Below are 24,170 nucleotides of genomic sequence, written 5' to 3' on the forward strand. Positions count from 1 at the left end.
ACCATTAAAATTCAGGCACCACTGTTAGGCTAATCGTACGCATTTCTTTAAATACTTCGGGGTCTTTAGAGACAGGTAATGTCCCTGCTTTATAAATAGCGGTCTTTGAAGCGCTACAAACTACCTGGTCCCCTTTGCCAATAACAACGTTGGTTACAAAACCTGATGGTGCAAGACTTATGGTTAACTTACAAGACTTACCTTCCATAGTGCTGCGGTCAGTGATCAAGTTTCCTTGAATGGTTTGCCTTATAAGGGCGGTAAACCGACCAACCTCACTCATTGTTTGCTGATATCGGGCTTGTTGTCTAACCGCCATTTCTTCAGCCATTTGTTGCTCTAACATTTCTTGCTGTCGTGCACGCTCTTGAGCTTCTTGTTCTTTACGTTTACGCTCTGCTGCTTTTTTCTTCAGTAAATCATCGGCTTTTTTGGCTGCTATTTCTTCTTTTAAGCGCTTAGCTTTTGCATCAGCCGTCGCTTGTTCTACGATTTTTTGCTCTTCTTCTTTTTGTTTACGTATTTTTTCAGCAGCGTTGGCGTTGCTCAGCGCTTTTTTTGCTGCTGAATCAGCTGCCTTTTTCTCTAGTAATTTTTTCTTTCTTTGTCGCTCAAGTGCTTTAATACGTTTTTCTTCTTTAGCACGTTTTACCCTAGCGGAAGCCACTTGTTGTTCCAAGTCTTTTAACTGTTTGGCATCATCAAGTTTTTTTTGCTTAATTTTATTAACTTGTGCTTCAATTTTACTTTTATCAACAATAGTTGCCTGAATAGTTTGAACTTGCACAACTTTGGGCGCCACTTTTGGTTCACTGTCAAAATCGCCCATCAATAATACCGCAGCTAATACGATATGTAATAAGAAACTAAACGATAATGCGATAGCAAATTTTCGGCTCATTTAATTATTTAGCTCCAGGGTCTGTCATTAAACCAACCGATGGCACACCTGCTTTTTGTTGTAATAACACCATTAGTTGTATCACAGCATCATAAGAAACAGCGCCATCACCGTTAACAACGACTGGCGTGTCAGGTTCAACTTTTAAATGGGCAGCAACCAGTGTTGCCACTTGTTCAGCAGACATAGGTTCATTCTTACTGGTACCAACCGCTAAATAATAATTACCGTCGGCATCAACAGAAGCGACTAAAGGCGGTTTTGACTCTTTATCAAGCGCTTCTGCATCGGCCTTAGGTAGGTTAACTTTCACACCTTGAGTGACCAATGGCGCGGTAACCATAAAAATAATCAACAACACCAACATAACATCAATGTAAGGAACAACATTGATTTCAGCAACTTTACGGCGTCTTACTCTTTTATACATAAGATATTACTCCGTTTATGCTGATGGTTCACTGGTACTTTGACGTTGTAAAATACTGGAAAACTCTTCCATAAAATTACCGTAGCCATTTTCTAATCTTTCAACATGATGGCTAAAACGGTTAAAAGCGATTACTGCTGGAATTGCAGCAAATAAGCCCATAGCCGTTGCAATTAATGCTTCAGCAATACCCGGAGCAACCATCGCAAGTGTTGCTTGTTCAACAGCGCCAAGCGCAATAAACGAATTCATAATCCCCCAAACAGTACCAAACAAACCTATGTACGGACTAATAGAGCCCACGGTCGCCATAAATGGTAAGTGTGTTTCAAGATGGTCAACTTCACGTGAAAGTGCAACGCGCATTGCTCGATGAGTTCCGTCAACAATCGCTTGTGGTGAATCCATATTGCTTTTTCGTAAACGGGCAAATTCTTTAAAGCCTGAGACAAATAAACTTTCAATACCGGTGGCGGGACCTTTAGACGAAACTTCATTATAGAGTTTACTTAGGTCTGCTCCGCTCCAAAACTTATCTTCAAAGATTTTCATTTGTGCCTGTGCGTCGTTAAGTGCTTTTCGACGTTGAAATATCATCGCCCAACATGCAATAGAAAAACCTAATAGAATTAACATTACACTTTTAACTAACAAACTGGCTTGCAGAAATAAATCAAATATAGAAATTTCAGCTGACACGTTTTAACGCTCCTAATATTTTTTCGGGAATAGCACAGGGTTTAGCAAGTGATAAGTTAACACAAGCAATTTGGACAACAACAGCACAAATAAGCTTATTTTGCTGATCACTAATTTGTTGAGTAAAAACCAGACTGGCGCGTTTCAATTCACTAATCCATGAGGTAACAATAAGTAAATCATCTAAGCTGGCTGAGGCTACATTATCCATTTCCACTCTTCTGACCACTAAACCGATGTTTTGTTTTAAAAAAGATGATTGATTCGCGTTTAATTCTCTCAACCACTCAGTACGTGCACGTTCACAAAACTTTAAATAGTTTGCATGATAAACAATACCACCGGCATCTGTGTCTTCATAATATATCCTAACTGGATAAACGTGTTTAATATCTGGCATAAGTTAAATGATGTAAAACACTCAGAGCATCGTTATTTGTATTTTTATCGTTAAAAATAAAATTCGAGGCACTCAATTATAATTTCTTCTATATTAATGATAATAACTTCTAACGACAAGCGTTTAGTGGTAATCGAATGTAACATTTTGAAAAATAGTTTCTAGCGGAGAATTAGCGGTTTGTACTGCGCTGGTTAAGACACACCACAAAAAATAACATTAGTTTTTCTAATGCGAAATATCTAATTTTTTTATCTTGTATAAATAGAACAGTTACTCTAAAATCCGCCTGTTGTTCGAGCTAACGTAATAATTATTCAAGTTTATCTTCACTGATATAGCGGGGTAATTGATAGCCAGACAACTTGAATAGATTTTATCTCTTCTCTCTGACATGTTTATTGGAACCCTATTTCCTCTTATCAACTTAATTTATAAGTTGGCCCACATAATTGATGTGGGCTTTTTTTTACCTAAAATTTGATACGACGATCTGAGTTGGTTATTAAACCGGCTTATCTAAACCAAAATGCTGGTAAGCACGTTCAGTTGCTATACGTCCACGCGGTGTTCTTTGCAGGAAACCTTGCTGAATAAGATAAGGCTCAATAACATCTTCAATCGTTTCGCGCTCTTCGCCAATGGCTGCTGCAACATTGTCAAGGCCAACAGGACCGCCCATAAATTTATCAATAATCGCTTGTAATAATTTCCGGTCCATTAAATCAAATCCTTGATCATCAACCTCTAACATATTTAGTGCTTTAGCGGCCGTTGCTTGGCTAACAATGCCTTGGGTTTTCACATCTGCATAGTCACGAACTCGGCGTAATAATCGGTTAGCTATTCTTGGTGTGCCACGAGAACGCTTGGCCACTTCAAATGCACCTTCTTCGTCGATAGGTAGCTTGAGAAAGTAGGCTGAACGTTTAACTATTTCAGTTAAATCTTTAGTGTTATAGAACTCAAGTCGTTGCACAATGCCAAAACGGTCTCTCAGTGGCGAGGTTAAGGCGCCGGCACGGGTCGTTGCACCAATCAAGGTAAATGCTGGTAAGTCTAATTTTATTGAACGAGCTGCGGGCCCTTCTCCAATCATGATATCTAGCTGATAATCTTCCATTGCGGGGTAAAGGATTTCTTCAACTACAGGACTTAGACGATGAATTTCATCAATAAAGAGCACATCATTTTCTTCGAGGTTAGTCAGTAAAGCCGCTAAATCTCCGGCTTTTTCTAAAACAGGACCGGAAGTTGTGCGGATATTCACGCCCATTTCATTAGCCACAATATTGGCAAGTGTGGTTTTACCTAAACCAGGAGGACCAAATATCAATAAATGATCGAGTGGTTCATCACGCTTCTTTGCCGCTGCGATAAAAATTTCCATTTGAATTTTGACATGATCTTGTCCAGTGTAATCAGCTAGTAGTTTAGGACGAATAGCACGATCAACGGTTTCTTCTTCTGGCTGGGCAGTGGGTTCAATAAGACGATCAGCTTCTATCATTATTTTCTCTTGTGTCTTTACTTATTTAAATACGGCTAAGTAAGTATTGTCAGGCCGATGTTACTATTAGCAGCCTGTTATTTACGTGTTAGCTTTATCTAAATTTTATCAATGTAGTAGATATTAAAGCATTGACTTTAATGCGTCACGAATAAGATCTTCACTTGTTGATTCTGCTTTAAATACGTTTCGTATCGACTTTTCAGCTTGTTGCTGACTGTAGCCTAAAGAAACTAATGCGTTAATTGCATCACCTTTTGCATTTGTCACAAAATTATTTTCATGATGAACCTCAATCGGAAGTGTTCCCGATGCTAATGGCGATGTCGTATGAGTGACTTGCCAATCTTTTAAGCGGTCGCGCATTTCAATGAGTAAACGTTCAGCTGTTTTTTTCCCAACGCCTGGTATTTTTACAATGCTGGTCAAGTCGTCATGAGCAACACAGCTAACAAATTGGTCTGCAGACATGCTTGAAAGTATGGCAAGACCTAATTTAGGGCCAACGCCATTAACCTTAATAACCAGTCTAAATAATCTACGTTCGATTTTATTAGCAAAGCCATATAATAATTGCGCATCTTCACGAACCACAAAGTGCGTATAAATAATGGCTTGTTCGTTTAATTCAGGTAAGGCATAAATACTGGTCATTGGCATAGTCACTTCGTAGCCAATTCCCCCACACTCAATTAAGACTTCTGGTGCTAATTTTTCTAATAATGTTCCACGTAAACGACCAATCACAGCTAAAACCTTCTCTACATTAACTTCTGGCAACCATACCACTATATATTTATACAGTAAAGTCGCTTGCGTGGTTTATCGTAATCGTCCGCGGACAACTTTACTGACCTGCCCCGCCATTTTTGCAAGTGTATCATGGCTATGTGCATGACAAAGCGCAATAGCGAGTGCATCGGCAGCATCCGCTTGCGGCATTGCAGGCAGTTTTAAAATAGATTTTACCATGTGTTGTACTTGGCTTTTATCGGCGGCGCCCGTGCCAACAACCGATTGTTTTATCTGTCTGGCTGAGTATTCTGCAACCGGTAAGCCTTTATTGGTTGCCGCAACAATAGCAGCTCCTCGCGCTTGGCCCAACTTCAACGCGCCACCTGGATTAACGCCCATAAAAACTTGTTCTATAGCAAAAAGTTCGGGAGAAAATTGCAGGATCAACTCAGAAACACCAGCAAAAATAGTCTGTAGACGCAGGCTAAAGTCATCTTCCTCTTTATTGCCCGCATATGCTTTTATACAGCCACTGCCCAAATATGAGATTTTGCGACCTTCTTTTTTTATAACACCGTAACCGGTAATACGTGAGCCAGGATCGATACCTAGGATTATGGTCAAATTGAGTTCTCTTATTTAATAGTATTTTTAACGAAAGCAGGAATGGCTTAAAAGAGTATCGAGATTATGCGTTGAAGTCAGTTAAATGGCAATGTCGTCGTTCATTTTGACAATGAACGTTATGCAGATAAGAACTGTTATTCATATACTAAAATGAATTCAGCAAGACGACAAGAGCCCTAGTACATGATTGGCTGGTGCATCCATGGCACTACGACATTGCCTACAGAGAGCAGAGGCTATGATTTACCTGGAACAATAATGACGTATAGAAAGGACTAATGCAGTGATGCCATGGCTGTCTAAGAGTTTTCATGACCGTACATTATATAGATAAAAAGCAGCTAATTTAGCTGCTTTTTATCGAACACTGATTATTTATAAACTATTCAGCTAAAGGTTCTTCTTTCTTTTCAGCTTTAGGTAAACAAGCGATGCCCAGTTCAACAAGCTGAGCTGGATTTGCTTTACCTGGTGCATTGGTTAATGGACAAGCCGCTGTGGTTGTTTTTGGAAAAGCCATAACATCACGAATTGATGATGCGCCAGTCATTAACATTACTAGGCGGTCTAAACCAAACGCTAAGCCAGCGTGTGGTGGAGCACCATACTGAAGTGCTTCAAGTAAAAAGCCAAATTTTTCTTGCGCTTCTTCGTCACTAATACCCAAAATTCTAAAAACTGCAGCTTGCATATCTTGGTTATGAATACGTACCGAACCACCGCCTAATTCACAGCCATTTAACACCATATCGTAAGCATCAGAAAGCGCGCCAACAGGGTTAGCTTCTAATGCTTCAGCCGTTAAATTAATAGGTGCGGTAAACGGGTGATGAATTGCATGCATGCCGCCATCAGCTTCTTCAAACATTGGGAAGTCAACAACCCACAATGGTTTCCAATCACCTTGTAATAATTCTAAATCTTCGCCTAGTTTAAGACGCAATGCACCGAGTGATTCAGTGACAACATTGTACTTGTCGGCGCCAAAGAAAATAATATCGCCTGTTTTAGCGTTAGTACGTGTTAATAACGCTTTTACCGCTTCTTCATTTAAGAACTTCAAGACCGGCGATTGTATGCCGTCAATACCAGTACTTAAGGCTGCATCAACATCATTAACTTTTAACCAAGGCATACCTTTAGCACCATAAATGCCAACATACTTAGTCAGTTCGTCAAGACCCTTGCGTGAGAATTTTGCTGCACCACCTGGAACACAAATTACTGATACACGGCCTTTTTCGTCGTTTGCAGGTCCAGAGAAAACTTTAAACTCTACATCTTTAACAATATCAGCAACATCCACTAATTCTAGTGGATTACGTAAATCAGGTTTATCTGAACCAAAACGTGTCATTGCCTCTAAATAAGTCATACGAGGAAATGTACCTAAATCAACATTCATCAAATCTTTAAATAATTTAACGATCATCGTTTCAGCAACATTCATCACTTGCTCGCTGCTCATGAATGACGTTTCAATATCTATTTGAGTAAATTCAGGCTGACGGTCAGCGCGTAAATCTTCATCACGAAAACATTTAACAATTTGATAGTAACGTTCCATACCCGACATCATTAACAATTGTTTAAACAACTGAGGTGACTGCGGTAAAGCAAAGAACTGACCTTTGTGTGTGCGACTTGGTACTAAATAGTCACGTGCACCTTCAGGTGTCGCCGCAGTTAAAATAGGTGTTTCAATATCTAAAAAGCCCTGCCCTTCTAGGGACGTTCGCACTGCCGATGTTACTTTTGCACGAAAGCGCATACGTTCTGTCATCTCGCTACGACGTAAATCTAAATAGCGATATTTTAACCGTTGTTCTTCTGAGTTATTTTGGTTGGAATCAAGTGGTAATGGTGCCGACTTATTTAAAATAGTCAGTTCTAAACCTAAAATTTCAATAGCGCCGGTTTTCATGTCTTTATTAATTTGACCTTCTGGTCGGGCACGCACCTTGCCTTTAATTTGAACACAAAATTCATTACGTAAGGTATTCGCTTTAGCAATAACTTCAGGTAAATCTGGATCATAAACGACTTGCACCATACCTTCACGATCACGTAGATCTAAAAAGATCACCGCACCTAAGTCTCGACGACGGTTAACCCAGCCGCATAAAGTAATTTCTTTGCCAATGTGAGATTCGTTCACATCACCACAATAAAGATCGCGCATGTCTGTTGTCCTGATAATACTAACTAGCTCATGCAAAGTATTAGCATGGCAATCGTTAGGATAGAAAATTGCCAACATTATAAAGGAATATGACGACAAAAAAAGCATTAAGGGGAATAGTGACCGTAAAATGATTAAAAAATATTTTACGGATGATAAATTAGTTGGGTTTTATTTATTTAGCTGCGTATGTATCTGAGTTAAAGACATAATGATTTTTTCCATTTGCCTTAACCCTATACATTAACGTATCAGCAATTTTTAGCAGGTCATTATCTGTCACGCCATCATCGGGATACATAGCAATACCAATACTACAACCAATATTAACCTGTTCCACCGACAATTCAAAAGGCTGCTGCATCAGCTTTAATACTTTATCAGCAATATAAGCCGCTTCACTTTTTTTATGCAAACCTGTTAGCAGTAGAACAAATTCATCACCACCAAAACGAACAACCGTATCTGACTGTCGAACACAACTTTTAAGTTTATTAGCCACTTTGACTAACAGTTCATCGCCAACATCATGTCCATGGGTGTCATTTATAGTTTTAAAGCCATCAAGATCGAGAAATAAAACGGCCATTTGCAATTGTTGGCGTTGATGAAAGCTAATAGCTGTATTGATCCGGTCTTTTAGCAATACTCGGTTGGCTAATCCAGTTAATTCATCATGGGTCGCCATATGTTTCATTTTTTCTTCAAGCAATTTACGCGTTTTTATTTCACCATATAAGCGCCTATTCCACATTATTATCGCAATAATAATAATGAGAATAAGTACGCCAATTTGTGCAGATACTCGCATAACAACGTCTTTATTAAACCCTGTTTCTATATTTACTCCAAACCAGCGGTCATAAATCTTCTGTTTTTCATTCTCAGAAATAGTCAATAAGGTTTTGTTTATGATTTGTTGTAATTCAAGCCAATCGGGTCTAATGGCAAAGTGACTAATGTCCCTTTGCAATTCTTCCAACACTGACATATCTAAAACGCTGAGACTTTCTCGTTTCATTAATTCAGAAGCCGACGCTATATTAGAAATAAAACCGTCAACTTTACCTTGCTGAACGGCAAGTAGGCCCGCATTGTGAGTATCAACAAGTTTTAACGATATTAATGGGTGTTCTTTTCTAATAGCATACGATAAATAGTAGCCTTTAATTATGGCTAATCTTTTACCATGAAAACTGTTAAGTGTCAGTTGAGAGCCCAATTGACGTTGGTGTAAAATAACCCAAGCCATACTCCAATAAGGCTGGGTAAATAGTACTTGTTTCTTACGCTCTTGTGTCACAGAAACACTGGCAAGCATATCAATTTCTTGCTCGACTAATCCTTGATATAAGTCACTCCAGCTATCAAAAAATGTAAATTCAAACGCTAAACCAGAGCGATCAGATATCAACTTAAGTACATCGGGGTTGATGCCTGTTACTTGGCCTTTTGCATTAACAAATTCCATTGGCATCAAGTTATTAACCAGTCCAACATTTACTTTTTGATTTTTTTCTAGCCATAATTGTTCAGATTGAGACAAACTCACTTTTTCAGCAGAGCGAACAAAATAACCGTTATTTTTGTCGATAAGCCAATTTCTCTCAAGTCTAATAAGTTGCTCAATAGGGATATTGTTAAAGCCTTCGTTAATCAATTCAACCAATTTATCATTACCCTTTTTTACTAAGGAGTAAACCGGTGTTGGGAAAGTAACATTTTTTAATTGGTAGAATGAAGATTGTAAATTGCTTTCTATTAAACGGGCATTTAGGTATTCTTGAGCACTGACCATAGCATCAACATTGCCTAATTCAGCCTGATGAAGTAGTTCATTAGCTGTCTGGTAAACCTGAACTTTTAGATTAGGGTACCTCTTAGTTAAGGTATTTTCATAAGTAGTCCCCGCTAAAATACCTATTCTTTTACCTTGTAAGTCTTTCAATGAATAAACATTATCAATTCGGGTAGAAACAAACACGCCAGCATCAACACCATAAATTTGCGAAGCGATCTGTAATTTATTATTAAAATTTTCGGCTGAATACCCAATATGTATATCGACATCACCGCCTTGTAACATCGCTAATTCTTGTGATGGAGATTGAGCAATAAATTCAATTTCAATGCCACTTTCTTTCGCCCATAAACGCCATAAATCAATAAATAAACCTTGCGGTTGCCCCGTAGGAGATACCCCCATATAAGGTGGTGCTTGTGTTAGGAAGCTTAATAACAATGTTTTGCTACTTTTCTCTCGTCCTAACCATTTTTTTTCTATTAGCGATTTTTCGGCAAGCGTAATTTTATCAAAACCTTCAACAATAAAGTCTTTTAACAACGTATTTTCTATTGATGTGGCGGCTACATATTCACCTTGATAAAAACTAATTCTTTTGTAAGGTGGGTATTGTTTATTTAATTCAAAATACTCACTAAAAAGTTTAGAAGGTTTTTCAACGTCCGTATAAACCATTATTTCGTTAGCTAATGCCGCTTGATATAAGACATGGCGATTTTCGTATAAACGTAATTTAAGGTGTGGATATTTTTCTAAAATGATTGCGGCATGACTTGACCCGCGAACCAAACCAATAATGTAAGGTGACAATTGGCTAATTTCAGTTAAATTGGTGAAGTCTCTATGGGTATAAAAATAGAAATCGTGATAGAAAAATGACGGTGTAAGCGAGAATTCCTTACTGCGCTTTACTGTTTTAGTCATTCCGCCATGAATGTCAACTTCTCCTGATTGAACCTGTGATAATGTTGATAACCAGTCCGTGGTAATAAATTCAATTTCAACACCTTGTCGCTCTGCCCATAGCTTCCAAAGATCGGGCATTAATCCATCCGCCTGTCCTTTGTCATTGAGGAACATATAAGGATAGCTGGTTTTGTTTATCGCTATTGTGAGTGGCTTTGCTGAGATTTCAAAACGTTCGTTGTTTGCTTGCACTATTACAGCAAAACACATCACCAGTAAGATTAGACAACGAACAAAATAATTGAGTTGCAACAGCAATTCCTTAATGGTTAAAGTGGATGAAATAACAACGATTATAGACCTTATTCGTCATAAGTTGCAGGGTAAATTTTAGCTTTAACTACTAAAAAGTACGCAATACTACCCTATGACAATAAATTTGGGTTAAAATAACGCAAAATTGATATTTAAATACCAAGACAAGTTCAGCCTAATGAAACCATCAGAACCCGATTTAATTTTTTCAAAAAAACAAAGCCAAATTAAAGATTTTACTTTTGACGCACATGTTGTCGAAGTTTTTCCTGATATGATTTCCCGCTCTGTACCTGGTTATAATACCATTATTGATACCATTGGCCGCTTAAGTCAGCGTTTTGTCACTGACAATAGTCATGTGTATGACCTAGGATGCTCACTCGGCGCCGCAACGATAGCCATGCGTAAAGCGATCACCGCAAAAAACTGTAAAATTATAGGTGTTGATAATTCTTCTGCCATGGTTGAGCGCTGTAAAATGCATGTTAGTGCATTCAAAGGTGCTACACCGGTAGAAATTATTGAAGGGAATATTTTAGATATTGAGATTGAAAACGCTTCAATGGTAGTACTTAATTTCACCTTACAGTTTATTGAGCCAGAAATACGCTCGACATTAATAGATAAAATAGCCAAGGGCTTAAAGCCTGGTGGCTTATTGTTATTATCAGAAAAAATATCAGCTGATGATAAGATCTGTAATGAACTACTTGTCGATTTGCATCTCGACTTTAAACGCGCCAACGGTTATAGCGAACTAGAAATAGCCCAAAAACGTACCGCTATTGAAAAAGTTATGCGCATTGATAGCTTACCCGAACATATTGCACGCTTAGAAAATGCTGGTTTCAACCATCAAACGCCTTGGTTCCAATGTTTTAACTTTTTTTCACTCATCGCCATTAAGTAACTTTATTCATGTCATTCAATAAATTTTATCAAGAAATAGCTCAAAACCGCCTTAGCCATTGGTTAAACACTCTTCCTGCGCAACTTAGCCAATGGAAAAAAGAACAATTGCATGGCGAGTTTGCCCAATGGCAAAAAACCTTAACCGCTTTACCAAAGACGACACCATCAGTCGTTAATATCAGTGACGGTGTTACAGTCGGTAAAAAAGAAGATATTACTGAAGGTGAATATAAGCGTTTAGAAAATTTACTGAAAAAATTTAAACCCTGGCGTAAAGGCCCCTACCATATCCATGGTTTGCATATAGACACTGAATGGCGCTCTGATTTTAAATGGGATCGTTTAAAAGAGCATATTAGCCCACTTAACAATAAATACGTGTTAGATATTGGTTGTGGCAGTGGTTATCATTTATGGCGTATGCGCGGTGATGGAGCTAAATTTGTTGTTGGCATAGACCCAACACAATTATTTTTTACACAATTTAATGCTATTCAGCACTTTGTTAATGACCCTAAAGTTAACTTATTGCCGCTAGGCGTAGAACAATTACCTGAGCTCAATGCATTTGATACCGTATTTGCCATGGGTGTTTTATACCATCGGCGTTCTCCCATTGATTTTCTTTACCAATTAAAAGCACAGTTAGTTAAGGGGGGCGAGTTAGTGCTAGAAACCTTAGTGGTTGATGGTGATGAACATACCGTTTTAGTGCCTGGCGAACGTTATGCTAAAATGCGTAATGTCTGGTTTTTACCTAGTTGTGATGCGATGTGTGCATGGCTTTCGCGATGTGGATTTAAAAATATCCGGGTGGTTAATACTGATATTACCGCCCTTGATGAACAGCGAAAAACTGACTGGATAGATACTGAGTCACTGGCTGATTTCCTTGACCCTGACGATAACAGCAAAACAATAGAAGGTTACCCCGCGCCAAAACGCGCTATTTTTATTGCTAATACTTAAGTTGTCGAGATAAGTAGTCTGTTAATTATCTATAGAGTATATTTAGGTAGTGACTGTTATTATTTAAGTATATGATTGTGATAGGTAAAAAATTAACACAATTAAGATAAAAGGGTGTCTATGAACGAACTTTGGTCGCAGCGAAAACTAGCTAGTGTTGCAAAACGTCTAAATGATCACCGTAGCCCTTTTCAGCGTGATCGTGCGCGCATTTTACATTCTGCTGCTTTTCGTCGTTTACAGTCTAAAACCCAAGTGATGGGCAGTGGACAAAGTGATTTCTATCGAACACGTCTTACGCATTCATTAGAGGCAGCGCAAATTGGCTCAGGAATTAGTGCCCAATTAAGAAACAAGCATGCACAATTATCGGCTGAGCTTTTTCCTGATGATGAGAATTTAATTGAATCTATTTGTTTAGCCCACGACATTGGTCACCCTCCATTTGGGCACGGTGGTGAGGTTGCTCTTAATTATATGATGCGTAACCATGGAGGCTTTGAAGGCAACGGGCAAACTTTTCGCATTGTTTCACACTTAGAGCCCTTTAGTGAATTTTATGGGATGAATTTATCTCGCCGAACATTATTAGGCTTAATAAAATATCCGCAACTATTAACCGAGTTAACACAATTACCTTTACCTGTTGCTCCGCACAGCTTTAGACAATTAAAAGCGGCTGACTGGCATCCTGCCAAAGGCTTATATAGTGATGACGCTGAAATGTTTGACTGGGTTTTATCGCCATTATCTGCTGATGATCGCGCTCTTTTTCAATCAATAAAAAACACCAAAAACAAACATAATAAAACAATATTTAAATCACTCGATTGCTCAATTATGGAGCTAGCTGACGACATAGCTTATGGTATTCATGACCTAGAAGACGCAATAGTTACAGGTGTAGTTAGCCAGCAGGATTTTGAACAAGAAGTTATCACTAAACTTAAAGCAATCGATGAACCTTGGTTGCAGGATTATTGTCAACGGTTAACGGCAAAGCTTTTTAATGAACAACACTACATTCAAAAAGAAGCGATTGGCGGCTTAGTCAACTATTTAATTACCGAAATATATTTAGCTGATTTAAATGAAAACTCGACAATAAGCTTTGCTGAGCCCTTATTACGCTACAACGCTAAGCTACCAATTAATGCCGCGAAAGCACTACAGATATTCAAAGACTTTGTCTTCTCATTTGTTATTAAACAAACAAGTATTCAACAACTCGAATATCGTGGGCAACAAATAGTGATGGAGTTATTTGAAGCACTGGCTAATGATCCCGCTCGGTTATTGCCTAAACATACTAAGCAGCGTTGGCTTTATGCAAAAACGCATAACTTGAACGAACATCGAGTAATTGCTGATTATGTCTCAGGGATGACGGATGACTATGCTACTCATCTTTATCAGCGACTGTTCCTGCCCAGTAGTTCATTTCCACTAAGTGAGCGCTAACTCTAAGCAAAAAATGAAGCTAGATATTGACTCGGCTTTATTGTTTACTGTGTGCGCTAAAAATAAAACGGTAGATACTGATAAAAATTAACGTAATAGATAAAGCTTAATTCAACCTTGCTGATAGAGTGAACAAGCAGCAACTGTGGGATCTTTAATCACCACATGCTTATATTTACCTACCTACTTTATTTCAGTGAGCAATTCGCCGCCAAGCTCGATAACATTTGCAACGGCATCGTTAATATCTTTAACTAAAAAATAAGGTAACCATGTCGCAGGCATACTAGCATTCACACCTTTAGCATGACAAATACCACTGACCGCTTCTCCGCTATCAGGACTCTTCATGACATAATCGTTATAATCGCCCATCGCCACGTTTTCAACTTGCCAACCAATAACGCGCTGGTAAAAGTTTTTCACCTCAGTGGCATTGTCTACCGTTAAATCTAACCAAGCCATTTCACCTATTTTGTCACTCATCTTATTTCTCCACTGATTCAGTTATTTTTGGGTTTCTTGGATAATACTTTTCAGGCAAGGTACTGATATGTTCAAAATATCGGGTATCTTTATAGGGTAACTTCATAAAGCCTGAAATCCCCTGACCTTGAATTGTTGGTAATAGCGTAATAATTTCAGCTAAACACTCGGCAAATTCTTGCTTTTTTTCATGGTTAAGTAACATTAAATAGCTATGAATTTTTAAGTGAGTGGGCAAAACTTCAAAAATAATGCATCCGGTATGATGAATTAGATTTAAACGTCCTAATACAGCCATTATTTCATCGGGTAGGTATAGGTATTCATCGGGGTCTTTACCGTCTTCAAAGTATGAATGCAAACGTGTAATATCATCAACCTCAGCAACATCACTGATCTCAAATGAAAACTCCTGTCCCAACTCAGCAATAAAGTCGTGCTCACTACTTTGTCGTTCGACATGCAAAGTATTTCTAGCATTAAATAAACAACTCTTAAACATACCAACGCGGTGAATACCTTGAGCGAGATGCACCATATTATTAACCGCACTTTGAAAAGAAGCATTAAGGTTAGGGTCAAACAAGGTTAAATTAGAATCAATATAAACACCATCGGTCTGCCAACGTATCGCTAAACCACCCACTACAGGAAAATTACCTAGTCGACCAACTGCGGCAATAAATGCTTTTTCGGTATCGCCCATGCCCATCAAAAAGTTTTTATAATATTTTTCTAGTTGCGCATCATCAATCTCGTTTAACTCATCACTCTCGGTAGACTCTCTTAAAAAAGACTTTCTTGAACCATAAACCACAGTATCAAAAATTTTGTCTGTTTTAGGTTTTAACCAAACAGGAATAAGTAATTTAGCATCGAAAGCCGTATGCTTTTTTGCCATGACCATGCGTTTTAAATAAGGTAACTGTTTAAAAAAGTAATCACCGGCGCTATTCCGTATTTTTAGATCGTCGCTAAGCATAGCATCAATAATTTTCGCCAGTAACTTTGGTAAACCTAATGAAAGCGGAGAAATAACCTGATGACCATATCGACACGATTGACCTGACGCAATCGCATAAATAGTTGCCGCTAACCCCTGCTCATCGAAGCGGGGCGAGGACATTGCGCCACTTATTTGGTCTTGACCAATAAAGTAAACATCACCTAAACGCGCATTAGTATTTTGCAAATCACTACTCATTAAGTCCATGACACTATTCGCGGTATTTTGCCCAGTAGCATCTAGCTGCGCAACAACAGCAGAACCCCAGTCGACTAAGTAAACCTTGCCCGTTTGTTCATTAAAAACAACATTCGAGGGTTTAATATCCCCATGAACATAGGGTTTCCCTTTGCCGTGTTTTTTAGGGTTGCGTAAATAAAGCAAAATTTCAGCGAGTTGAATCGCGATATTAACGACAAGCTCAGGTGCTAACGGCCCATGCTGTTGAGAATACTTTTCTAAATCAATGCCCGGCGCTCGTTCCATATGCACGATAGATTGGCGCTTAATTTTGTAATATTTAATAACTTTTGGGATGCGGCGATGCGATAACTCACCTTGAATTTCAGCTTCTTCTGCTAGTCTGTCTTGTACGTGTTGCGGTAAATTCATTCGTGAAAATTTGAAAACGAAGGCATTTCCTAAGTCATCATCACCATTAAACACAAACCCATAGGCGCCCTTTCCCAATAAGGCGATATTTTTATAGCCCAGTAAACTTAACTGTTGCTGACATAATTCAACCCAAACTTTTAATTTAGTAGCGTCTTTAGTGTTTAATAAGTAAACCGATTGCTCTTCGGCAATATAAAAATGTTGCAGTTTATTTTCGTGCACGTGATTTCCTAACAATGCTTGCTCTGCTAAAAAGTATATCTTTAAAGTCACTTGATGTTAACTCAAAGCTCCCGCTTAAATTTAAGCGCTTGAAAGATAATTCTATTGAGGTAATATCTTTAAAAAATAATAAAACATAGATAAAAGGATTTATATGAATTTACTAAAAGCACTGATACTTTTGGTCATCGGTGCAGCACTCGGTTATGGCATTTCGTCGACCACAAGAAGTCATCAAGATAATTCGACTTTGCCGGCGGTAATAGCGGTTGAAACACCATCAACCTTAAAAAAGACAGTAGACCTTGAAGAGCAAGCGACACCCCTTGTACAAACTCAACCACAAGTTATCCATCAGAAGCCAACAACCCTTGCTATTACTGACAATGATGAAGTGTTGACTCAGCAATACCTTGACTTAAAAACTGAGCATCAACAATTAAAAGAGAACTATAAAAAATCTAAACGTAAAGTGTCATCATTAAAATATCAATTAAGTGAATTTGATGGCAGTGAAGCAACCGACGAAGAAATGGAAAAACTCGCTCCTGAACCGTTCAATTTGTTCCTGAGTGCCTTTAGAGGTAAAACGAGAAATAACATCTATGATTTTCATCAAAAAGAAGACGATTTAGATTGGGGTTATAATATGCAAAACAATATTTCAGACTTTGTACTAACCCACTATGATGGCATGAACCTAGATTTAATATCAGTTATTTGTAAACAGCCTTATTGCGAAATTCTAGTGACTGAAAAACAAGAAGATGCTTGGAATAATATTGTTAAAGGTTTGTCAGGGCAGCCCTGGTGGAAGTTTTCATCAATGAACTCCTCATCGAATAATGTTTCTATATATATGTTCCTAACCCTATAAGATACTCTTGATAAACGAATTTCTTTATTGGTACTGATAAATAAAAAAAACCTGCATTAGCAGGTTTTTTAATAGTCAAAAGCGTCAAACTAAGACATATGCATCAACATATTGCTTGGCTCTTCTAAGAATGATTTCCACAAGTTACAAAAACGGGCAATTGAACCGCCATCTATAACACGATGATCACCAGACCAACTTACTTGCATAATGTAACGTGCTTCAACTTCACCTTTATCATTAAAACGTGGTAATTTTTGTAATTTACCTAACGCAACAATTGCTGATTCAGGTTTATTGATTATCGGTGTAGCAACCGTGCCGCCAATCGCGCCAATGTTTGAAATGGTAATAGTTCCACCCTTCAAATCTTCTGCCCCAACACGACCTGCACGGGCAGAGTCAGTTAAACGCATGATATCTTTAGCAACGTCAACAATAGATTTGTTTTGTACTTGCTTAACATTAGGGACGAGTAAGCCGACTTTAGAGTCAACTGCCATACCAATATTATGATCGTCAAAATAAGTAATTTCAGTACAATCATCATTAACTTGCGTATTTACAATCGGGAATTCTTTTAATGCTAAAGAAATCGATTTCATGAAAAACGGCATCATAGTTAATTTAATATCTTGTTTCGCATAAGCGTCTTTCATGCCGCTGCGTAACGCCATTAGATTCGTCATGTCAATTTCTTCACAATAAGTAAAGTGAGGAATCGTTGACACTGAACGTACCATAGCCTTTGCCATCGCCGCTTTAATACCGCGAATAGGCTCAATACGTTTACCGCCACTTTGTGCAACAGCAACAACTTGCGCTATATTTTCAGTGCTTATAACTGGCGCTTTAGTGAAAGAAACGACGTCTTCTTTATAAACACGCCCTTTCTTGCCACTGCCTGGTATTTCATGAATATTAACATTTAATTCGCGAGCTACACGGCGTACCGCAGGGCTAGCAACAGCTTTACTGTTAATAATCTTTTTCTCAACAGCTGCTGCAGTAGTTGTTGTTAAAGCCACTTTTTCAACGGCAGAAACCGTTGGTGTTTCAACAGTTTTTGCAGCGACAACTGAAGTCTGATTACCATTAGCCACCAGTTTTTCTATTTCAAATAAAGGCGCATGTACTTTCGCAATTTCACCTTTAGCATAATAAAGCTTAGTCACAGTACCGTTATGCATCGCTGGAATTTGTACTAGCGCTTTGTCTGTCATTACATCAGCAATGGGTTGATCTTCAACAATCACATCACCTTCTTTAACTAACCATTCAACGAGTTCACACTCAACAATACCTTCACCAATATCAGGTAAGATAAAGTCTTCACGTTCAAGTTTTGGCTCACCATGAGTCGAAGCCGCAACTGAATGCTCAGCAACTGGCGAACTAGGCACAGCAACCACTGGGCTTGCTTGCACAGGCGAAGGTGCCTGCTCTTGATCGGTTGTCATTGAAAAAAGTGGCTGATGTACTTTGGCAATATCGCCCTGAGCGTAATAAAGCTTAGTAACAGTACCATTATGCATCGCCGGAATTTGTACCAGCGCTTTATCTGTCATCACATCAGCAATGGGCTGATCTTCAACAATAACGTCGCCTTCTTTAACTAGCCATTCAACTAGCTCACATTCAACGATACCTTCACCAATATCGGGTAGAATAAAATCAATACTCATGACAAAAACCTTAGTAATTTATGCTGTGTTTAATGGCTTCATACACTTTTAAGTGGTCGGCAACATATTCTTTTTCTAGTGATAATGGGTAAGGTGTATCCATACCACAGATGCGTGCAATCGGTGATTCAAGGTGTAAGAAACACTCTTTTTGAATCGTTGCTGCAATTTCACTAGCAAAACCCGCCGTTAATGGCGCTTCTTGGCTAACAACTAAGCGTCCTGTTTTGGTAACAGAATTAACAACAGTTTCAATATCCCATGGTAAAATAGTACGTAAATCTATGATTTCACATGAAATACCATCAGCTGCAGCCATTTCAGCCGCCTTCTCTATTATTTCCATTTGTGCGCCCCACGCTAATAACGTGATGTCACTACCTGGCGTAACTATTTCAGCTTTGCCCAGGGGTAATTGATAGTCTTCTAAAGGCACTTCGCCCACAGAGGCACGATACAAACGCTTAGGTTCAAAAAAGATAACCGGGTTTTTATCACGAATAGACGCTAACAATAAACCTTTTGCTTGGTATGGGTTACGAGGTACAACAACTTTTAAGCCCGGCGTATGAGCAAAATAAGCTTCTGGTGATTGGCTATGATATAAGCCTCCCGCGATACCGCCACCGTATGGTGTACGTATCGTTAAATTACCCACATCAAATTCATTACCACTGCGGTAGCGAAACTTTGCTGATTCATTAACAATTTGATCGAAAGCAGGGAAAATATAATCAGCAAATTGAATTTCAGCGATAGGCACACTGCCTTGAGCTGCTAGACCATTAGCAAAACCAATAACACCTTGTTCAACTAAAGGTGTGTTAAAACAACGTAATTTACCAAATTTTTCTTGTAAACCACTGGTTGCGCGAAAAACACCACCAAAATGACCAACATCTTCACCAAAACACACGGCGCGTTCATTTTCTGTCATTGCAATTTCAAGTGCGTTATTAATTGCATGTAATAAATTCATTTGTGCCATTATTTAATTCTCCCCGCGGTGAATGGGTAGGCTTCTGGATACTTTTTAATATGTACTTTCAGCTCGGCAAGTTGTGCTTTTAATAGCGTTGGTGGTTCATCATAAACATCAGTGATTAAATCTTCAACGGGTGGCTTATCAATTTTTTCAGCAACTTTTACTGCCGCTAAGACTTCTTCACGTAATTTATCAAACAAGGTTGTTTCTTGTGCTTCATCCCACCACTTATTCGCTAACATCCAATTTTTCATACGAAGAATAGGATCATGTGCTTGCCATTTAGCTTCTTCTTCACGCGTACGATATCCAGAAGGATCATCTGAGGTAGAATGTGCACCTAAACGATAAGACATGGCTTCAATAAGTACTGGCTTGTTTTCTGCTAAAGCATAAGTACGAGCATCTTGTGTCGCTTTTAAAACCGCAAGTATATCGTTGCCGTCGATTCGAATCGTTTTAATTCCGTAACCCACACCACGAGAAGCAATACCATTACCTGCATACTGCTCATCTGCGGGTGTTGAAATTGCGTAGCCGTTATTACGACAGAAAAAGATAACAGGAGCACGATGTACTGCTGCCATATTTAATCCCGCATGGAAGTCGCCTTCTGACGCAGCGCCTTCACCAAAATAACAAATAGTTACCGCGTCAAGCCCTTGTAACTTCTGGCCATATGCATAACCGGTCGCTTGTGGTATTTGAGTAGCCAGTGGCGATGAAATCGTCATGTAGTTTAATTCACGGCTGCCGTAATGAATGGGCATTTGACGACCTTTGCCTAAATCCTTTTCATTACTGAACATTTGATTCATGAAGTTTTCAAGTGAGAAACCACGATACATTAATGCACCTTGCTCTCGGTATTGCGCCATGATCATATCTTGAGGTTTTAAACCGGCAGCACCACCGACACTTGCCGCTTCTTCGCCCAGTGCCGTCATGTAAAAGCTTAAACGACCTTGACGTTGCGATGCGACCATTCTCTCATCGAGTACACGGTGAAACGCTAACGTTTTATAAATTTTTGTTGCTGATTCTTGATCAATTTCAGGAAGCTCAGCACCTTCATATACGGTGCCGTCTTGTTGTAATACTTTGAGGATGGGAATTTCAACTGAATGACCATCAATAAAAGCGGGTTGATGTACCACCGGACTTTCTTTATATACGTCAGTGTTCATAGCCTTCTCTTCTCTTCTTGTCTTATGGAATATGTTCATTGCAGGGTTTGCTATACCTATTATTCTTGATGTAAGTGTACTTAGTTTTAGTACTTTTTGGGTTTTGCGCAATGAGCTGTTGTAAATAATCGAACGTACTTTACCTTTACGTAAACTGAAACACAAGTTGTGTGAGCTAAGTAAAGTTTTGGGCATACGACAATATCATCAATATGCCCATAAAAGTTTACATAAGCATGACCATTATTCGATAGATGTAGGAATAACGGTTAATAATGCTCGTTGCCCAATAGCAACATTAGCATTAGGGAAGATAATTGCTTCACCGACTTTATCTGTTTTGATCTCGTTACCATCATCTATTGCGAGTACGGTACCTTTTGGAAAGTCAGTAAAGTTTTCAACGTTATCAGAAAAATTTAAAGCAAAGTTTTCACCTTGGCGATTAATGGTTTGGTAGATCTCATAAATACTAAAGTCATTTTCATCATAGTCTTTTAGCAACAAGTCTTGTCCTGAAATCAAACGCGTCAGTGTTTCTTTAACTTTAACGAATTTAGCCATGTCATTTTCGCCAAAGGGCATCACTTTGCCTAATTCCACAGTAAAAGCGTCAGCATTAAATTCATTTGATGAAAAGTAACTAAAGGTCGTGGTGGGTGAATGCGAAAGTAAAATAGTACTTACCCCACACGCATGCATAAATTGTAGTTGAGATTTTTTCCAAGCTTTACCATGTCGAAAAGGATAAACCGCAAATTTATCGTTTTTTGAGCCTCTAATGGCAGTATGTAAATCGTAATGACAACGCTCTCTCTCTTTATTACTGGATAAGCTTTGACCTTGCTGAAAAAAATCTCGCACGGTATTTTCAAGTAATAAGGCACGATGGCGTTCTTTATTAATTAAACCCGCCCCCTGTCCCTGATCAGCAGAATGGCCACCAGAGAATAAACGATTCATATTTTCTTCAATAAAACGTTCAGAAATATTAATAGAAGCCGGGTTGCCAAAAATAAACAGTACACGCTCAGTACAGGCAAGCTTTCCTAAAATAAGCTTTTTAATGAGCTCAGCACAAATTTCAATTGGCGCGGTTTCATTACCGTGCACGGCACTAGAGAGCACAATGTCTTTAGTAGATGTTTGTAGTTCAACGGGTTCAAAAGTAATAAGACCGGTATCAAGTACGGTGACGTTTGTTTGGCTGTTACTTGCTTGATGTTTAACTTGAAAGGAAAAACGTCCTGCTAATGACCACTCATTCTCACGAGTTAAGGCGAGAAAGTCACCCGTAGATTGTAACGCTTGCTGTTGTTCTTGTAAGACTACTTGTAATTTATTCAAACCACATTCACTAAGGCAATAAAAATTGCTTATATTGTACAAAGAAATGGAGGTTATTGCTTGGTTTGATCAGAATAAAAGTTAAAGTGACGATAATGAAGAGTGACGATAAGTCAGCGACGTTTAGCAGTGCGAGCATATAGTATGGATTAATTATCTAGGTACTAACCCATATTATTATGTTATTTCAATTTATAGCAGGGTAAAAATTATGATACTTTCATCTTAACTATCAACCTATAAACCGGCTTTAGTAAAAGCAGCACTTACCAGTACTTGGGCTTCGGTTATAATAAGGGCTAAGTGTTTTTGATCGATAAAACTCTCGGCATAAATTTTATAAATGTCTTCGGTCCCTGAGGGACGCGCAGCAAACCAACCATTGTCAGTCGTAACTTTCACACCACCAATAGCGGCATTATTACCAGGCGCGTGTGATAAAACTTGGTTAATTTTTTCACCGGCGAGCATCTTAGTCGTAATGTCGTTGGCGCTTAATGAAGTTAGCACTTGTTTTTGTTCAAAACTTGCAACGGCTTCAACACGTCCATAACAAGGTTCACCTAATTTTTCAGCAAGCTCTTGGTATAATTGATAGGGGTCTTTACCGGTAACAGCAAGAATTTCTGCTGCTAATAACGCCATAATAAAACCGTCTTTATCTGTTGTCCAGCAACTACCATCACGAGATAAAAAAGCAGCACCCGCACTCTCTTCACCACCAAACGCATATGAAGCATCACTGAGGCCATCGACAAACCATTTAAAACCTACCGGCACTTCTGATAAAGGACGGTCAATATACTTAGCAACACGGTCTATAAGTGAACTAGACACTAACGTTTTCCCAATTTTACTGGTTTTAGGCCAATCGCGATGGGTCATCAAATAATATATAGCAACGGCTAAGTAATGATTAGGGTTCATTAACCCGCCCGTGCGAGTGACGATACCGTGGCGGTCAAAATCGGGGTCATTGCCAACAGCAATATCAAACTTGTCTTTTAAAGCAATGAGTCCAGCCATAGCATAAGGAGATGAGCAATCCATACGAATTTTGCCATCTTTATCAAGTGGCATAAAAGCAAAACTGGCATCAACAACAGGGTTGACAACTTCAAGATTTAACTGATATTTCTTTGCGATAACGGGCCAATAATGAATCCCTGAACCACCAAGTGGGTCAACACCAATTTTAACACCGGCTTTCGCAATAGCTTTCATGTCAACCACTTGTTCAAGTTCGTTAACATAAAAAGTAATAAAGTCTTCTTTTGATAATAAAGCGGACGAACAAGCTTGCTGGTAGCTAACTTGTTTGACATTAATAAGCTTTTCGGCAATTAAGTCATTTGCTCGTTGTTCAATTTTTTTAGTTACACCACCTTCAGCAGGCCCGCCATGAGGTGGATTATATTTAATGCCGCCATCTGTTGGTGGATTGTGAGAAGGGGTAATAATTAAACCATCGGCTTGCTTATCTTTATTTATCGATAATTTATTATGAGCAATAATGAGCCTAGAAATAACTGGGGTTGGTGTAAAACCATCATCATCTTGAATAACGACCGGGATGTTATTGGCAATTAACACCGACAGCGCATTCGCAAAAGCGGGCTCTGAAAGGGCATGGGTATCTTTACCTAAAAACAATGGCCCTTTCAATCCTTGTTCAATGCGATGTTCGGCAACTGCTTGGCAAATAGCCAGAATATGTTGCTCATTAAAGCTGGTTTTACTGGCATTACCGCGATGACCTGAGGTACCAAAAGTTACCCTTTGCGCGGTAATAGCAACGTCTGGCCTTAATAAAAAATAATCACTAACTAATTTACCAATATTGATACGGTCTTGTGGTCTAACTGGTTTTCCTGCGTGTGCATGAATAGTCATGATATTCCCTTTT

At 38.7% G+C, this 24,170-nt stretch carries 20 protein-coding genes; 4 read left to right on the top strand and 16 right to left on the bottom strand.

Going from position 1 to position 24,170, the window contains the following annotated elements; all coding sequences use genetic code 11:
- Positions 1–4: 4 nt before the first annotated feature.
- The 9 genes from tolA to H4J66_RS05760 all read right to left on the bottom strand — a co-directional run bounded on the left by tolA (position 5) and on the right by H4J66_RS05760 (position 10,506).
- Positions 5–901: a cell envelope integrity protein TolA gene (gene tolA / locus H4J66_RS05720; RefSeq protein WP_182171703.1), complete on the bottom strand. Its 897-nt coding sequence runs from the start codon at positions 899–901 to the stop codon at positions 5–7.
- A 4-nt stretch (positions 902–905) separates the two neighbouring features.
- Complete coding sequence (gene tolR / locus H4J66_RS05725; RefSeq protein WP_182171706.1) at positions 906–1,331, bottom strand: protein TolR; 426 nt, start codon at positions 1,329–1,331, stop codon at positions 906–908.
- Between the two features lie 15 nt (positions 1,332–1,346).
- A complete protein-coding gene (gene tolQ / locus H4J66_RS05730) occupies positions 1,347–2,030 on the bottom strand; it encodes a protein TolQ (protein WP_182171709.1) in 684 nt (227 codons plus the stop codon).
- Positions 2,020–2,430, bottom strand: a complete 411-nt coding sequence (gene ybgC, locus H4J66_RS05735) for a tol-pal system-associated acyl-CoA thioesterase (RefSeq protein ID WP_182171712.1) — start codon at positions 2,428–2,430, stop codon at positions 2,020–2,022. Before ybgC ends, tolQ begins: the two co-directional genes overlap by 11 nt.
- Before the next feature lie 505 nt (positions 2,431–2,935).
- The gene (gene ruvB, locus H4J66_RS05740; RefSeq protein ID WP_182171715.1) at positions 2,936–3,940 is read right to left on the bottom strand and encodes a Holliday junction branch migration DNA helicase RuvB; all 1,005 of its coding nucleotides are present in this window, start codon (positions 3,938–3,940) and stop codon (positions 2,936–2,938) included.
- A gap of 123 nt (positions 3,941–4,063) precedes the next feature.
- On the bottom strand, positions 4,064–4,687 hold the full coding sequence (gene ruvA / locus H4J66_RS05745; protein ID WP_182171801.1) for a Holliday junction branch migration protein RuvA: 624 nt from the start codon (positions 4,685–4,687) through the stop codon (positions 4,064–4,066).
- A gap of 75 nt (positions 4,688–4,762) precedes the next feature.
- On the bottom strand, positions 4,763–5,299 hold the full coding sequence (ruvC, locus tag H4J66_RS05750) for a crossover junction endodeoxyribonuclease RuvC (protein WP_182171718.1): 537 nt from the start codon (positions 5,297–5,299) through the stop codon (positions 4,763–4,765).
- 385 nt (positions 5,300–5,684) lie between these two features.
- Positions 5,685–7,484, bottom strand: coding sequence for an aspartate--tRNA ligase (aspS, locus tag H4J66_RS05755; RefSeq protein ID WP_182171721.1), 1,800 nt, complete (start codon positions 7,482–7,484; stop codon positions 5,685–5,687).
- Between the two features lie 175 nt (positions 7,485–7,659).
- A complete protein-coding gene (locus tag H4J66_RS05760; protein WP_182171724.1) occupies positions 7,660–10,506 on the bottom strand; it encodes a transporter substrate-binding domain-containing protein in 2,847 nt (948 codons plus the stop codon).
- Between the two features lie 181 nt (positions 10,507–10,687).
- On the opposite strand from H4J66_RS05760, the gene cmoA reads away from it, so the two are divergent.
- The 3 genes from cmoA to H4J66_RS05775 all read left to right on the top strand — a co-directional run bounded on the left by cmoA (position 10,688) and on the right by H4J66_RS05775 (position 13,854).
- Positions 10,688–11,422, top strand: coding sequence for a carboxy-S-adenosyl-L-methionine synthase CmoA (cmoA, locus tag H4J66_RS05765; protein WP_182171727.1), 735 nt, complete (start codon positions 10,688–10,690; stop codon positions 11,420–11,422).
- Positions 11,423–11,430: 8 nt separating this feature from the next.
- The gene (gene cmoB, locus H4J66_RS05770) at positions 11,431–12,393 is read left to right on the top strand and encodes a tRNA 5-methoxyuridine(34)/uridine 5-oxyacetic acid(34) synthase CmoB (RefSeq protein ID WP_070376289.1); all 963 of its coding nucleotides are present in this window, start codon (positions 11,431–11,433) and stop codon (positions 12,391–12,393) included.
- A 120-nt stretch (positions 12,394–12,513) separates the two neighbouring features.
- Positions 12,514–13,854 (top strand): anti-phage deoxyguanosine triphosphatase, encoded by a 1,341-nt coding sequence (locus H4J66_RS05775; protein ID WP_182171730.1) that lies wholly within the window; start codon positions 12,514–12,516, stop codon positions 13,852–13,854.
- A gap of 183 nt (positions 13,855–14,037) precedes the next feature.
- On the opposite strand, the gene H4J66_RS05780 is transcribed toward H4J66_RS05775, so the two are convergent.
- Positions 14,038–14,340 carry a VOC family protein gene (locus H4J66_RS05780; RefSeq protein WP_182171733.1) on the bottom strand — a complete coding sequence of 101 codons (303 nt, stop codon included), beginning with the start codon at positions 14,338–14,340 and terminating at the stop codon, positions 14,038–14,040.
- Between the two features lies 1 nt (position 14,341).
- Entirely contained in the window at positions 14,342–16,183 is a 1,842-nt protein-coding gene (locus H4J66_RS05785; protein ID WP_182171736.1) for a protein kinase domain-containing protein, read from the bottom strand.
- Positions 16,184–16,337: 154 nt separating this feature from the next.
- Between H4J66_RS05785 and H4J66_RS05790 the strand changes: the two genes are divergently transcribed.
- On the top strand, positions 16,338–17,060 hold the full coding sequence (locus H4J66_RS05790; protein WP_182171739.1) for a hypothetical protein: 723 nt from the start codon (positions 16,338–16,340) through the stop codon (positions 17,058–17,060).
- Positions 17,061–17,149: 89 nt separating this feature from the next.
- Here the strand turns inward: H4J66_RS05790 and H4J66_RS05795 are convergent, their stop codons facing one another.
- The 5 genes from H4J66_RS05795 to pgm form a co-directional block, all read right to left on the bottom strand.
- Positions 17,150–18,745 (bottom strand): dihydrolipoyllysine-residue acetyltransferase, encoded by a 1,596-nt coding sequence (locus tag H4J66_RS05795; RefSeq protein WP_182171742.1) that lies wholly within the window; start codon positions 18,743–18,745, stop codon positions 17,150–17,152.
- A gap of 10 nt (positions 18,746–18,755) precedes the next feature.
- Positions 18,756–19,733, bottom strand: a complete 978-nt coding sequence (locus H4J66_RS05800; RefSeq protein WP_070376283.1) for an alpha-ketoacid dehydrogenase subunit beta — start codon at positions 19,731–19,733, stop codon at positions 18,756–18,758.
- Entirely contained in the window at positions 19,733–20,917 is a 1,185-nt protein-coding gene (locus H4J66_RS05805; RefSeq protein ID WP_146798941.1) for a thiamine pyrophosphate-dependent dehydrogenase E1 component subunit alpha, read from the bottom strand. Before H4J66_RS05805 ends, H4J66_RS05800 begins: the two co-directional genes overlap by 1 nt.
- 243 nt (positions 20,918–21,160) lie before the next feature.
- The gene (astE, locus tag H4J66_RS05810; RefSeq protein ID WP_182171745.1) at positions 21,161–22,264 is read right to left on the bottom strand and encodes a succinylglutamate desuccinylase; all 1,104 of its coding nucleotides are present in this window, start codon (positions 22,262–22,264) and stop codon (positions 21,161–21,163) included.
- 237 nt (positions 22,265–22,501) lie between these two features.
- Positions 22,502–24,157: a phosphoglucomutase (alpha-D-glucose-1,6-bisphosphate-dependent) gene (gene pgm, locus H4J66_RS05815; protein ID WP_070376280.1), complete on the bottom strand. Its 1,656-nt coding sequence runs from the start codon at positions 24,155–24,157 to the stop codon at positions 22,502–22,504.
- Between the last annotated feature and the right edge of the window lie 13 nt (positions 24,158–24,170).

The sequence above is a fragment of the Colwellia sp. MB3u-55 genome (genome assembly GCF_014076785.1).
Lineage (GTDB): Bacteria > Pseudomonadota > Gammaproteobacteria > Enterobacterales > Alteromonadaceae > Colwellia_A.